This window comes from Paenibacillus sp. sgz302191 (genome assembly GCF_057749925.1).
Genome location: NZ_JBYLHY010000008.1, coordinates 296,593 through 310,453, shown reverse-complemented (window position 1 = coordinate 310,453; position 13,861 = coordinate 296,593). Strand labels below are relative to the sequence as shown.

Here is a 13,861-nt window from a genome sequence, read left to right as displayed (position 1 = left end):
TCGCTATGATCTGCATATTATTTGGCAACAACGTCGATTTTGGCTTCTCCGCTCACTTTAGCCTTCAGGACGATCGCCGTGATTTCCCCGGACCACGAGGTCCCAGGCACCACATTTTGACTGCTCTTGAATGTGATTTGTCCAGGCGTATAAGCAACCGTCAGATTGGAGCCCGGAATCCTGCCTGACTGCATGACATCCCGCTGCGGTGTGAAATTGTACAAATCGACGACTTCCAGTTGATTCGGATCATACGTGACCACATACGTCAATTCGCTGAAATCCTGAACGTTGAAAGCAAGCAGTGACAAATCAAAGCTTTGCCCTTCCGTTACGTTGACTGTGTACGTTGGGCTCGTTGTGCTCTTCACAATCGCGTTGCTCCATGCCGTTACGCCTGTTTGGTTTTTCGCCCTTAACCGGTACGTATGCGCCGTTCCCGATGTCAGCTTATCATGTGTATACGTAGGACTATCTCCTGCGTCTACGGTCTGGCCGTCGATCTCCAGATCGTAGCCTGTCGCCCCGGCTATCTTCTTCCAGTGCAGCTCAATGCTGTTATTTGTCGCAAAAGCTTCAACACCGACCGGAGCATCCGGAGGGTCGGGCAATGTCGACAAGGACAGTATAGCCACCCATGGGTTCGGGCTATCGTCCTTTTTCAAGCGAATCTTGTACGTATGGAATTCGCTCGCTTTTAAACCGCCATGATGGTAGATCGTATTGCTTCCATTGTCGGCAAGCACGCCGTCCACCTCGATATCGTATCTGGCCTCGGGAGCTACGGTATCCCAGGATAATGTGATCGCTTTGTTCGTCACCACCGCAACAACATTGGTCAGGGACAGACTTCCGTCGCTTCCTTCGGGGAATGTAGACAAAGTGACCGGACTGCTCCACTCGCTGCTGCCGCTAATATTGTTGGCTCTGACCCGGTATGTGTGCTTGCTGGAAGGCGCCAGAGCGCTATGAACAAACTGGTTGTCGGTGACGTTCGTGACGGATGTCCCGTCGATTTCTACTTCATACCCGGCCGCATGAGAAACTTTGTACCAGGTCACGGTGATCGCTTTCTCTTCCGCTGTCGTCATGATATTCGCGGGAACTTCCGGCTTTTCGGGATGTGTCGTTACGTTAATCGGGTCGCTCCACACACTCTTGCCGCCGGCATTGGTCGCTCTGACCCGGTACGTGTGCCCGCTCAAAGCGTCCAGCCCCTGATGAACATAGGCCGTGCTGCTGCCGTTATCGATGATCAGTCCGTCTGCCTCAACTTCATAGGCATCCGCTCCATCCGATTTGCTCCAGTTAACCGTCACTTGATGAATGGAGGGAGTGGAGACAACATGTCCCGGCGACGCAGGGGGATACGGCAATGTTTGCTTCACCACCGGCTGACTCCACTCGCTGACGCCGCCTTTATTGGCGGCTCTGATCCGGTACGTGTGGTCAGTAAGCGGCTGCAGCCCCTTGTGTACGAAGGTCATCTTGCCTCCGTTGCCGATTACGGTTCCGTCTACCTCAATATCGTAGCTCTCCGCACGGGCAACGACGTCCCACGAAACGGCTATTTCCGTTTGCAGCGGCGTTGCCTGAATGTTCATCGGAATCGCCGGCGGATCAGGCAGCGTGAATTTGCTGATGAAGGCGCTCCAATTCCCTGTCCCTCCGGCATTTCGCACTCTAACCCGATACTTATGCTGCGTATTAGGGGCAAGATCGCCATGTAAAAAGGTTGCGGACGTTTTGTTGTCCATAACGACGCCGTCCGCTTCGATGTCATAGCTCGCTCCCGCCGTCGCAGGCCAAGTTACTTTAATCGACCTCTGGGTTGCTTCAGCCATTATATTTACAGGCGGGATTGCCAGCGTGCCGACACTCACCGGCGAACTGAACGCTGTTTCCTCACCGGCATCATTGCGAGCTTTAGCCTGAAAGGTGTATGACTTGTTGGGTGTCAGCCCTTTTACCGTCACCTTCTTGCCGGTCTGTGTGAACCATGATGGATTTGACGTCAAACCACCCGTCTCGCTGACATATTGGCCATCTGAAAACAGTTGGTAATACGTACGGGAAGGGTTGGCGTCCTGAAACGAAATATCCAACTGATTTTCGCCGATTTGACTTGCAACCAATACGGGCGTCTGCGCCTTCGTATAGACGGTTTGTTGTTTTGTCGCTATATGCTCCAGCTTATCTTTGGCTTCAATCTGTACGCTGTAGGCAGTATTAGGCGTTAAATTGCCGAATGTGTACGAATTGGCAGTCCAGGCGCTCGCTATAGATCCGATTGTGTATCGGTAAGGTTCCGGTGCCAAGCCTGATCCTGTATCCGTTGCCGCGCCTGCAACTGTAATTGCAGTATCTGTTGGTGCCACGCTAATGTTGTCTATGATTGGCGGTGATTTGTCCAGAATGAAATCAACTGTGCTCGTGACAGGCCCGTTCAAGTTATTGGACAACACAAATTTAAGCGTGTGTTTTCCTTCCGGCAGTCCATTGAATTGAAGTGCATCAAAGGCAACAACCTGAGATGTTACAGCATTTGTAATTGTTTTACTGTCACGGGGAGAAGCTTCATCATCTAAAAAGTAAGTATTGATCAACGTATCGCCATTCCGACCGGTTACTGATATTTTGGGAACTAGATACGTATCGGTTTGACCGAATATTTGATTCAAATTTGGCGAAATGATGGAAATAGATGGCGATACTTCTCTTTTTATATACCAATACCCGTCGCCTGCTTTCCCGTTATCCGGATATGTGCCGTCTGGAGCGACAATATCTTTCTGACTTAAGGCGCCAGCTTTGTATGCCCCTTCTTTTTGCCTGCTGTCTCTAATATAGGAACTATAGCGACCAACACCGACATAAGTAAGTATTCCATTACTCAGCGTATAACCTGGACCGTCATTAGAGCCTGTCCAGTTGCTTAGAATCCATGTATTATTTACTGTGTCAAACGTTGCTGTTTGGTAACCGGCTGTCCCATAGAAGGAATAATTACCTGTATTGAACTCTGGAGGTTCGGAGTATCTGTATACTGCCTCGTATTTGTCAAAATAATAAAGGGTTGATACCGTTGAAGGTGCAGGCGCAATATTCTTTTTTACATACCAATATCCGTCGTCACCTACTCCATTGTTTGGATATCTGACATCAGAGGCTACAATATTCGCTTGGTTTAAGCTCCCCATTGTACAAGTACCCGTATTTTGCCTGCTATCCATAACATAGCTGCTATGTCGCGAAACATAGGTCAGCATCCCATTGGACAGATTGTATCCCGGACCGGTATTAGAGCCGGTCCAGTTGCTTAAAATCCATGTATTTTTAGACGTATCAAACGTCGCTGTTTGAAAGCCGGCTGTTCCGGAGGGTGAATAATAACCCGTATTAATCGCCGGGGGTTCTACATAAGTACAAGCCAGGTTGTACTTGTCATAGTAATAATAAGTCGTGGACGCCGCATAAGCTGCCGGCGATCCGATTTCCAAAATCGTGCTTAGCAAGAGCACGATGGAACATATCAGTTTTATCGTTCGCATTGATTTCCTCCCAAACCTCGCATTTCGCACGTGCTCTCCTTATTACTCCACTATATAGGTGACCTTCGAATCCTCATTGGTCTTCGCTATAAATTTGATGCTGTTTATGGTTGTCTTATCGGCGTTCTGAACGTTAAATACGATTTCGCCGGGTACAAACTTGCTGACCGTAAAGTTCGTGCCACTTATCGGGCCGGCTTTCAATTCCAACTCCGGTGTGATTGCGCTCAGATCCTGAACCTCCACATCGTCCGGACTATACGTAACAACGATTCTACGTGCTGTAACCCCGTCTTTCTTTGGCGCAATAACGACCAGATTAAATATGTTGTCTTTTCCGACATTAACGATCAATTCGGAAATGGTTTTGGCTTCGAGTTTCTCCGACCATTCACTGTGCTTGCTGCCGTTCGCGGCTTGAATGCGGTAGCGGTGCATGGTGTTGGGCTCCAGCCCTGTGTGCTTATAACTCGTTTCCGTAATGTTATCAATGACCCGGCCGTCCACTTCAAGCGAATAGCTCCTCGCTCCGCTAACTGCATCCCAAGTTAAAGTAACTGAATCCACAGCTGCCTTTGCTTTGAAATTGGCAGGAACGCTTGGAGTGGTGATCTGGATGACGGCTTCTGTCCATTGACTCCGCTCGCTCCATTCACTTACACCGTCATCGTTCTTGCTCCTGATTCTGTAGGTGTGCAGCGTATCTGGGCTCAGATTACGGTGGACAAATGTAGTATACATACCGTTATCCAACATTTGGCCGTCCGCTTCCACCTCGTACCCCACAGCTCCTTCAACGCTATCCCAAGATACGGTAATAGTGGAACTGGTAGAGCTTAAACGAATGTTGCCCGGAACTCCAAGCAATGTCGCTTTGGATAAAGTCTCCGACCACACGCCCGGAATGCCTCCGGCTATGGCGCGAACTCTGTATACATGCCACGAATATGGCGTTAACCCATCATGCGTGAAGGTTAGTGCCGAGCCATTATCCCGAATAACCCCATCGACCAGTACTTGGTAACTTTCAGCCCCGGAAACAGCATCCCATCCCAAAATTATGGATGAAGTTGTAGCGCGAGCGGTAAAATTTTGCGGCTGCCCGAGAAGTGCGGATTGCATGACCGCCTCGCTCCATTCGCTTGCGCCTCCCTGATTTTTGGCCCTGACCCGATACGTATGCTGTGAATTCGAAGCCACTCCTTCATGGGTGTATAACGTGACGAGTCCGACATCGACAATATTACCGTCCACTTCCAATTCATAGGATGTCGCCCCCAGGACAGGATCCCACGTCACTTCTATTTTGTCGCTTGCGACTGCGAACCGGACGTTCTGCGGCTTCATCGGCGGCATTTTACGAATTGCCGGCGTACTCCATACCCCGGCAGCTTTCACATTTTTCGAGCGTATCCGGTATGTATGTTCCGAATTGGGTTCCAATGGAGTATGGATAAATGTAAGAGTAGTGCCGGCCTTAATAATGGCCCCATCCACTTCCAAATCATATTCGCCTGCCTCATCAATACTGGACCAACTAATTTGAATCGCGTTAGCAGATGATAAATCTGTAGTAAGTACCGGGGTTCTTGGAAGCGTTGTAGCCTCGATTTCAGAGCTCCATGGACCGGCGCCTTCCGCATTTTTCGCCCGGACCCGATAGCGATGTGTAGTATATGGCCGTAAATTTCCATGTAAATAAGAGATAGCATGATTCGTGTCGACAACAAGCGCACCATCCACCTCAATATCGTAGCTTTCGGCGCCTGCTATTCGATTCCACGTCACTTGCACACTCGAATCGGTTGCGGTTGCCGTAATTTCCGACGGGATTCCGGGTAAAGTCGATTTCGCAACTACACTGCTCCATTGCCCCGGGCCGCTGGAATTTTTCGCTCTGACTCTGTAGCTGCGCTGAGTATTCGGATTCAATTCATTGTCCAAATAAGTAGTTGCCGATCCATTGTCGACTACATTTCCGCTGAATTCTATATCGTATCCTGTTGCCCCTGCAACCGGATCCCATTCTACTTTTAACGTATTGCTAGTCGAATTTAGCCGCAAATTTTCGGGAATTGCCGGCAGCGTCCACACGGAGGCTAAAGAAGACCATTCCCCAGTGATGTCTCCGCTGGTTGCTCTAACTCTATAGGTGTGAAGAGTGCCGACACCCAGGTTTTCATGAACAAATGTCGAAGCGGGGCCAATCGGGTATATAACGCCATCCGCTTCCACTTCATATCCATCGGCATTAAAGATTGGATTCCAGGTTAATGTATGACTTGTTTCTGTTGGTATTTGCGATACAACCGGTATCCCAAAAGGAAACAGTTGACTCTGTGGAACGCGTTCTTTCTGTTGGGAATTGCTTGACCAGTACAATGCCGCCCGGGGATTGCGGTTTGCACTTAAATATTCCACCTTGATATTCTCTCTCTGGCCCGCTGCCAAATAGACAGAACCTGTTACAGTGCCTTGGAAACTTGCATCTTCTTTATTTATTAAAAGATTATTATTTACCCATAGCTTGATCGGTCCGCTCGTTTGCAATTCAAACTGATACATTTCGCTGAACAGAGCCTCAATTTGTCCAGACCATCTGACAGAGATGTCCTGATCATTGAAGCCTGCAACAGGAAACTCAGGACTGTTTTGCAAATCAATAACCGGATCCACCCTGGTTACGGTATTTCCCTTGAAATTCCCTTCACTAAAATACTCCGCCTTTAATCCATGCAACGCGTATTTCAAACTTGTCGATCCGTTTCCTCCGACCCCTGTATCGATGAACGGCCGTTGATTGGCCGTCATGTTGCCGCCGATGGCAAACAAACCGCCTGTTTGAATATGCAGTTGATTGTTCACATGCACATCGTCGCGAACGAACAAGTCACTGTTATTTACTTTGATGTTGGCAGTACTATTGTTGGAAACGATCCCGCCAACCATCATCTCTTGCTCTACGTTCATATCCGCTTGCGTGTTGATATGCAATTGATCTTGGATCAAGACGCGCTTTGCCCGGACGTTCAACTGTCCGCTGTTAAAAGTAAGGCTGTCAGCAGATAACAAACCATCCACGCTAATCGAGGAATTGTTGTTAAGATGCCAGTTCCCCTTCACCCAAAGGCTTCCATCGGCAGGCTCCGTTCCATTCGAAGACGAATGCACTTGCAAGTTTAGCTCCGAATTGGCATTCATGCTGCCCTTAACAATCAACAAGCCGTATACATCAATGCTTAATTTGGCATTTGTATTGATTCCATCCGCAATGATTACAGCCGGTTTGGAGGGGCTTCCGAAAACTACCGAAGAATTCAGATTCAAATGCCCCACCTTGATAAATGACGGGGACTGCGTACTATTGTCGATTGCGCGCTGCAGTGCAATCGGATCGCAATTCGCGCATGCAACAGCTTTCTGTTCAAATTCCGACAGCAATTGGTTCACTCGCTGCACTTCTACATCCATATACCTTCCTATTTCCTCCTGCAGACCATCCACTTGCAGATAAGATGGAGCATTATGCTCGTTATTCATCTTGCCCGAAAGCAGTACTTTGTCCCCATGCACTTTTCTCGGTTCGGGCGGCGGCCCTATAACAGGCGTGCTGGCAGCAGAGAGGGCGAGCAAAGTGTTGGGAGAGCCAACTTTGGTTAGCTCTATGAACTGTAAAGCCGTCTCCGCTTCCTCCGCATCGCCGGAACTGACCGTTAATCTGCCGTCCGCAACTTCAACCGATTGTGCTGCAATGACATGCTGCCCTCCCTCAATAGGGATACGATCAAAAAAGCTTACTCCTTCAACAACTACAGTATTGTTGCTTGAATAAACGGAATCGCCGACGCTTACCTTAACTTCATAGATACCGTTGTTTACTTCGAATTCCCAGACTCCGCCTTTATGAACGCGAATTGCGGTATCATTCGGAGTGGTTTGATAAGTACTGCCGCTTACCGTAGAATCCGTGTGAGAACTATTCCACCCATAATTGAATCCATTTTGCGTGCTGAACGGCATTCCCGAGTCTGGCAAAAATCCTTCAGGTACAGGTGAAGTTGCAGGCTGGAAATTAACCTTTACATTCCACGCTCCCGTATCGGCATATGTATACGACGATTCTGCAAAAGGAATGAACAACTGCAGCAGCAGGCATAGACAGAGCCCCCTGACAACAGCTTGAAACCCAAATTTCATATTTGTATCCTCCATTTCCCTTTCAATTTACACAAAAAAGACCAATTGCAATAGGCGGCCCGGCTGCCGTACCGTTTCGGTCTGAAACGGTTTAGGCCCGTGGCTTTGCGTCCCTGTCTTTCGATCAGGTTTGCCTTTTTCAATTTCAATTGGTCTTCGCTTATGTGCGGCACTCAAAACTCGTTTGATGCTATCATAGGTAAAAAGATTTGTTCATACCTACCTTTATACTATAAACAAATATGCCTGTATACCTAGTTACAACATAATATACGACTAGGTTTAAGATATTCCCTCTTTTTTTGGAATGTTTTGTCGATTATTTGCAATAAATACTTTGAATAATCAATTTCATAAAATCTCCTTAACTCGGCGAGTCCTTCGGCGTTTTTTCGCGTATAATTTATCAGACATTCTGCCTCATATCTATTAAATCAAAGGAGAAGATTTTATATGCAAAAAAAGCATTGGCAATGGTGGATTTCCGCTGCGCTTGTTGTGCTGTTGATCGCCTTGACGGGCTGTCAGGCCGTGCAGGGTCTTGATCTCGGGCAGGCTATGCAAAATACCGGAACCGTTAAGTCCTCGGTATCCAAAGGATCGATTGCGCTGGAGCTGATTACAGGCAGCAGCGATCAGATTGATCCCAAGGAAAAGGCGCTGATCCAAACGTTCAAAAATACGAAGCTGACGATCAACAGCGCTAAAATGCAGGACGCTCAGCACGCATCGATCGATGGGGAATGGAATTACGCCAAAGGGACGATTCCTTTTCAGCTCGTCATCGACGGTACTAAGATGATCGTACATATTGACGGCGCCAAGAAGCCTATCGTCTTTGACCAGGCGGCATTGGCGGCTGACGGAAGGGTGGCGCCGTTATCTCAAGAAATCAGGCAAAAACTGACGAATAGCGCAGAGCAGCTGCGGCCGGCCCTTTATAAGTTTTTCTTCAACAATGCGCCGAACCCGAATACAATCTCCGTAACCGACGCTACGGAGCAAGTGAACAATGAAACGCTAAACATGCAAAAAGTGCATGTGGAGTTAAAAGGCAGCGAGCTCGCCGGTCTTTTGAAACTGTTCCTGACGAACGTCCTCGCCGATGAGCAAGGCTTGAAAGAGCTGCTTGGCCAACTGTACGATGCGGTCGTACCGATTGTGAAGGAGCAAATGAGAATTTCTCAGGAACAATTGAAGGAAGAGTACCCCGATCTGGAGGAACAATCGACTACGTCGGATTTGATGATGGCCTATCTTAACAATAAAAACCTGGCGGTCGAATTCGCTTATACAACGATTCATGAGTACTTGAAAAAAGCTGTAGACGAATTCGATAAAACGATGAAAGACACTGCTGCTTCCGATTCACCGGCCAACGAGGAAGTGTCGGCGATCCTCAGCGATAAATTGACGTTCAAAGCCGATTATTACGTCGATCGGAACAAGCAGATCCGCAAGGTGCAGGCTGAGCTCAATATTCCGGCTCCCAATAAGGATGGCGCAGTGACCGGGATAAAATGGACCTACGCCTTCGAAAACTGGAGTTTGAACCAGTCCGTGACTGCGGATGCGATCGATACTTCCGGCGGGGCGTTGAATGTGGATTCCGATACGTTCAGAGGCTATGCGATTTTGAACAATTTTGACAAGAGTTCTTCGTTTTACAAGCTGCTGAAGGAAGATTTGCAAGTTACCAAAAAAGAGCTTCATTTCATTGTCCAAAGCCAAGAAGCCGCGGACGAGGATCCATACGGCTCCTACAGCCCGTATATGAACGACGATGAAGTCGTCATGGTTCCGGTGAGATTCCTTTCCGAGCAGCTTGGGGCTGACGTCAAATGGAATGCCGAATGGAAGCAGGTTACGATTAAAGACGGAGTAACCGGCACAAGCATCGTAATGTCCGTCGACAGCAAGTCCGCAACAGTGGGCGGAACGAACGTGGAACTGGACAGCGCTCCGGTTATGCGAAACGGGACAACGTTTGTTCCTATCCGTTTTATCGCCGAAAAGCTCGGCACAACCATCAAATACGATCCTGAAACCCGTCTCATCACCATTAAGCGGGATTAGAGGATCAAGGAAGCAGGATAATGGCCAAGGCGAGCGATCGCTTTGGTCATTTTTTTATATGAATAGGCGGCAGCCTATACCTTTCGGGAGCGCATGAATAGGCTAATAACGTAATAGGCGAATAACACGAGTGCAGAAAGGGGCAAGAACGCATCATGTATATGGAACCCCAGGTTATTTATCAGGCTGATTTTTCGGAGGAGCAGGAGCCGCCGCAAAACAGAGACAGACTCCGCGATACCTTGATTCCCCACATCGGGCGCACGGTTCATGTTCAAACCTTGGACGGATTCACGTATGAAGGCATTCTGGTCTATGTGGATGAACAACATGTGCATCTCCAGGTTTCGATGTATGAGCATCCCTATCATGGCATGTATCGCGGCTTCTACAATCCGGCTGCTTCCACGATCCTGACGCTGGTGCTGTACGAACTGCTCGTGATTGCCCTGCTGGCTTAAGCGGATGCCGAGCCGCCCTCCCCGAACAGGCAAAAACCCGCGCGAAACCGCCCGAGTCCAAACCTCGCAGCGTTCGTGCGGGTATGTTTTGTTATCGCAGCTAGCCGGGCAGCCTGGATAAGTACTGCCGGCTGAAAAAGCGGACCATATCCCCGCGGCTGATAATGCCGGCCAGATAGCCGCCGTTTTTTTCTACGACGACTTTTTGGAGATGCTTTCGGCCGAGCAGGGTCGCAACGTCGTTCAGCGGCGTGTCCACATTGACCGTGATAACCTTGGCTCTGGCGTAATCCATCACATTGGCATCGGCAATGTCGCGGCACTTCTCCTCCATCGTCTGCGTATCCATCCAGGTGGAGGTAAAAAAAGGTGATACGACGACGACATTGCTGTGCGAGCTGACTGCGCGCATAATATCTCCATCGCTAATGTACCCTTTGATCTGATTGCAGTGATTCACGATAGGCATCCCGCCGATTCCACGGCTGACGAACTTCTCCAAAACACATTTGATTGTATCCGCTTCCAAAACTTTCACTACTTGGTCAACCATGATGTCCGATGCTTTCATTATCGCTCGACCTCCTTGCTTGAAACTGTTTATGGAAGCTATCGGGAGAACCGGTTCAAAACGCTGCCGGCTCTCCGGCTTGCACGATAATTAAATTGTAAGACAATTAGCAAAGTTCAGTCAATGGTTGCCTCTGCGTGCGGAAACCTATTTTCGCAAGCTTTCCGCTTGCTGCCGCTTAAGCGATTTGCCGCCCATGAGACTTGCCGAATCCCAGGTCAGCTTCCGGACGTTCAGACCCAGCTTACCGGTAAGCAGCATATCGATCCCCCATTTTTGCGCCCACACGATGCCCTTTTCCGGACCAAGCCCGATGCAAAATAAATTCATAAAGGATGCATGCTCGGGACCGGTCTTGCCCGAATATTCCGCTTTTATGATTTTGGCGAGGCGCTGCGCTTGAGGAATGGCCTCTTTGCAGGTCATACCGTCGGCTTTGCCGGTGACCGAGTCGACGATGTGCGCACAATCTCCGATCGCATACATGTCGGGGCAGCCGCGCACATGATACCTGCCGTCGACGCTAATCTTCCCGTTCGCTTCCGTCGGCAGTCCGAGTCCGGCAATCAGCGGATTCGGCCGAAGGCCCAGCGTCCAGACGCATAGTCCCGCTTGTACAGCGGCTCCGTTGTCCAGCGTCAGACGATGCTGCTGATCATGGTACACAGCCGCCCTTGTGCCATGCATAACCCGAACGCCCAGTGCGTTCAGTTCTTTTTCGATTCTCCGGCCTACTTTGGCAGGCGCGGCTTCCATCAATCGCGGCTGTGAATTCACCAGGACGACGGACGCCAGCGCCGGGTCCAGTCCCGCCTTAGCCGCTTTCTGCCGCAGGGCGTGCGCAAATTCGGCAGCCGTCTCAATGCCGGTAATGCCCGCGCCGACAACCGCGGCGGACAGAAGCGTTCGTCTCGGCGCTTCGTCGTCTACGTGCAAAAGAGCCTGCTGCACATTGTGATCCATGCGGCCCCGAATCTGCGCGCCGCTTTCCAGGCCTGACAAGGATATGCCGCCCTTACCGGGAGGAACCGGCACAGCCGTGCTGCCCAGACACAGGATCAACCGGTCGTACGCCATTGCACCTTCCCGCCCGTCCGGGTACTTCAAGGCGAGGCGATTCGCGCCCGGATCAACCGACACAAGCTCCGCCTGCACGATCTCCACCGCAGTATGAAAAAAGCGGGAAAGCGGAATCTTGAGATCGGCCTCACCCACCGCGCCGCGAAACAGCAGCACTTTTCTGAGATGATAGCTTTCTTTATCGATTAAAATGACCCGGTACTCACGCTGTCCTTCGAACTGCTTCAGCAAAGCGTTCGCCAGATTAATTCCGGCGTACCCGCCGCCTATGATTACGATTTTTTGTTCCATATGCCTCTCCCCCTCAAGCTTGATAAACATGAGACGGATTTGCTCCTTTCTTTGTGACACGCCGGCTCTGCGAATTAATTTTTGGAAAAAGAGGAATAAGCTCTCATGAAAATGGATATATTAACAAAGCTGTGCATTTCACTTACTAATGAGATACCTTCATCAGGTTTTTCGAAATTACTTTTTGTAACGTGTGAATGCATCACACAAATTAGGGTTGGAGGTTTTTGTACACATGGAAACAGGTACAGTTAAATGGTTCAATGCGGAAAAAGGTTTTGGGTTCATCGAAGTTGAAGGAGGCAAAGACGTATTCGTTCACTTCAGCGCGATCTCGGGCGAAGGCTACAAAAGCCTGGACGAAGGCGAGCGCGTTCAATTCGATGTCGTTCAAGGTAACCGCGGACCGCAAGCCGAGAATGTCGTAAGGCTGTAGTCCTGCACATATCCTTTTTGGAGAACAGCGGTTCCAGCCGGACAAACTGCACCGGGGAGGGCCGCGAACGGCCATGACCAATCCAAGCTGCTTGCTGGGAGTCAGTCCGACGGAGTCACTTTTGCACATGCCGGAGTGAAGTATACCTTCTGCTGAATTCATCGGACAGACTCCCGGCTGAAAAGGAGGAGTTAGTTTGTATTTTTCAAAGAAAACGATGGAACCCGTCCAAGAAGAAGAAACGAGCATCTGGACATGCAGTACGGAGCAATGCTCCTGCTGGATGAGGGATAACTTTTCTTTCGATGAAAATCCGGTCTGCCCGATTTGCAACTCGGCGATGGTGAAAGATACCAAGCTGCTCCCCGCTTTGACGAACACGAGCGGCAAAAAGTAATTGAAAAGCGCCGGTCCCGCGGGATCGGCGCTTTTTATGTTTCTGGGAACGGCGTCCCAGCCGTTCGTGACGCGGCTTGACAGGCCTGGTAACAACGCAAAACCTGCAAAAACTCCCCTGACGTCGTGGACGTCGCCCACAGAATGAAAACCGCGCGCAGCTCCCAGCGTGCGGTGTGAAGCTCGGAATCGGATCGGAAAACCACGAAAACCTGCAAAAGTGCTCAAAAGTACAGGCTTTTCCGTGAGAGCGGCTCGGTTTGGAGAAAGCCTGCGATTGTGCAGGAATTTTCGGCGAGAATGGGGCCGAGACCGGGGCATGCGCTGAAAAACTGTATTTTTGCAGGCTTTCTCTACGCTGCCCGGCAGATTGCGCTACCTCCGGCGTGCAAGCTGCTTCTCCGTCGCTCCAGTTTGCCGCCAAGACGCGGTACAGCCCGTTCGATAGGCGGTTAGCGGCCCTCACCCCCAAAAGCCTGCGAAAGTGCAGGCTTTTTCCATGAAAGTAGCTCGTTTTGGAGAAAAGCCTGCGATTGTGCAGGAATTTTCGGTGAAAATGGGTCCGGCCCCGGGCATGCGCTGAAAAAACTGTATTTTTGCAGGAATGTTTCACTTCCAGCGCATCAATGGGCAAAAAAACTGCACTTTTGCAGGTTTTCTGCACGTGAACGAGCGCAGTGCCAAGCAGATGTGCCATTTCCAAGCATGCGAGGGTCGCTTCTCGCAGCTTTTCCAGGGCCGCGGGCGCGGGTGAGCCATTTCTACACGTGCGAGATTTGATTTCTCGCAGGTTTTCCGGGGC

At 49.9% G+C, this 13,861-nt stretch carries 8 protein-coding genes and 1 riboswitch; of the genes, 4 read left to right on the top strand and 4 right to left on the bottom strand.

Annotated features, from left to right (window positions below):
- Positions 1 to 17 precede the first annotated feature (17 nt).
- Together AC3G2T_RS14750 and AC3G2T_RS14745 are read right to left on the bottom strand one after the other, a co-directional pair.
- Positions 18 to 3,551: a fibronectin type III domain-containing protein gene (locus AC3G2T_RS14750; protein WP_488435940.1), complete on the bottom strand. Its 3,534-nt coding sequence runs from the start codon at positions 3,549 to 3,551 to the stop codon at positions 18 to 20.
- 42 nt (positions 3,552 to 3,593) lie between these two features.
- Positions 3,594 to 7,748 carry a fibronectin type III domain-containing protein gene (locus AC3G2T_RS14745; protein WP_488435939.1) on the bottom strand — a complete coding sequence of 1,385 codons (4,155 nt, stop codon included), beginning with the start codon at positions 7,746 to 7,748 and terminating at the stop codon, positions 3,594 to 3,596.
- Between the two features lie 50 nt (positions 7,749 to 7,798).
- A riboswitch (cyclic di-GMP riboswitch) is annotated at positions 7,799 to 7,893 on the bottom strand.
- Positions 7,894 to 8,201: 308 nt separating this feature from the next.
- Between AC3G2T_RS14745 and AC3G2T_RS14740 the strand changes: the two genes are divergently transcribed.
- Both AC3G2T_RS14740 and AC3G2T_RS14735 read left to right on the top strand, forming a co-directional pair.
- Positions 8,202 to 9,824: a copper amine oxidase N-terminal domain-containing protein gene (locus AC3G2T_RS14740; protein ID WP_488435938.1), complete on the top strand. Its 1,623-nt coding sequence runs from the start codon at positions 8,202 to 8,204 to the stop codon at positions 9,822 to 9,824.
- 155 nt (positions 9,825 to 9,979) lie between these two features.
- A complete protein-coding gene (locus tag AC3G2T_RS14735) occupies positions 9,980 to 10,285 on the top strand; it encodes a hypothetical protein (RefSeq protein WP_488435937.1) in 306 nt (101 codons plus the stop codon).
- A 100-nt stretch (positions 10,286 to 10,385) separates the two neighbouring features.
- On the opposite strand, the gene AC3G2T_RS14730 is transcribed toward AC3G2T_RS14735, so the two are convergent.
- Together AC3G2T_RS14730 and AC3G2T_RS14725 are read right to left on the bottom strand one after the other, a co-directional pair.
- On the bottom strand, positions 10,386 to 10,856 hold the full coding sequence (locus tag AC3G2T_RS14730) for a CBS domain-containing protein (protein WP_474686838.1): 471 nt from the start codon (positions 10,854 to 10,856) through the stop codon (positions 10,386 to 10,388).
- 147 nt (positions 10,857 to 11,003) lie between these two features.
- On the bottom strand, positions 11,004 to 12,227 hold the full coding sequence (locus tag AC3G2T_RS14725; RefSeq protein ID WP_488435936.1) for an NAD(P)/FAD-dependent oxidoreductase: 1,224 nt from the start codon (positions 12,225 to 12,227) through the stop codon (positions 11,004 to 11,006).
- A 235-nt stretch (positions 12,228 to 12,462) separates the two neighbouring features.
- Here AC3G2T_RS14725 and AC3G2T_RS14720 point away from each other — a divergent pair, with 235 nt between their 5' ends.
- A complete protein-coding gene (locus tag AC3G2T_RS14720; protein WP_474686834.1) occupies positions 12,463 to 12,663 on the top strand; it encodes a cold-shock protein in 201 nt (66 codons plus the stop codon).
- 196 nt (positions 12,664 to 12,859) lie between these two features.
- On the top strand, positions 12,860 to 13,060 hold the full coding sequence (locus AC3G2T_RS14715) for a cold-shock protein (RefSeq protein ID WP_474686832.1): 201 nt from the start codon (positions 12,860 to 12,862) through the stop codon (positions 13,058 to 13,060).
- Positions 13,061 to 13,861: the final 801 nt, after the last annotated feature.

Coding starts and splice junctions, on each gene's coding strand:
- AC3G2T_RS14750 (WP_488435940.1), bottom strand. CDS start 3,551: ATGCGAACGATAAAACTGATATGTTCCATCGTGCTCTTGCTAAGCACG.
- AC3G2T_RS14725 (WP_488435936.1), bottom strand. CDS start 12,227: ATGGAACAAAAAATCGTAATCATAGGCGGCGGGTACGCCGGAATTAAT.
- AC3G2T_RS14730 (WP_474686838.1), bottom strand. CDS start 10,856: ATGAAAGCATCGGACATCATGGTTGACCAAGTAGTGAAAGTTTTGGAA.
- AC3G2T_RS14740 (WP_488435938.1), top strand. CDS start 8,202: ATGCAAAAAAAGCATTGGCAATGGTGGATTTCCGCTGCGCTTGTTGTG.
- AC3G2T_RS14745 (WP_488435939.1), bottom strand. CDS start 7,748: ATGAAATTTGGGTTTCAAGCTGTTGTCAGGGGGCTCTGTCTATGCCTG.
- AC3G2T_RS14720 (WP_474686834.1), top strand. CDS start 12,463: ATGGAAACAGGTACAGTTAAATGGTTCAATGCGGAAAAAGGTTTTGGG.
- AC3G2T_RS14735 (WP_488435937.1), top strand. CDS start 9,980: ATGTATATGGAACCCCAGGTTATTTATCAGGCTGATTTTTCGGAGGAG.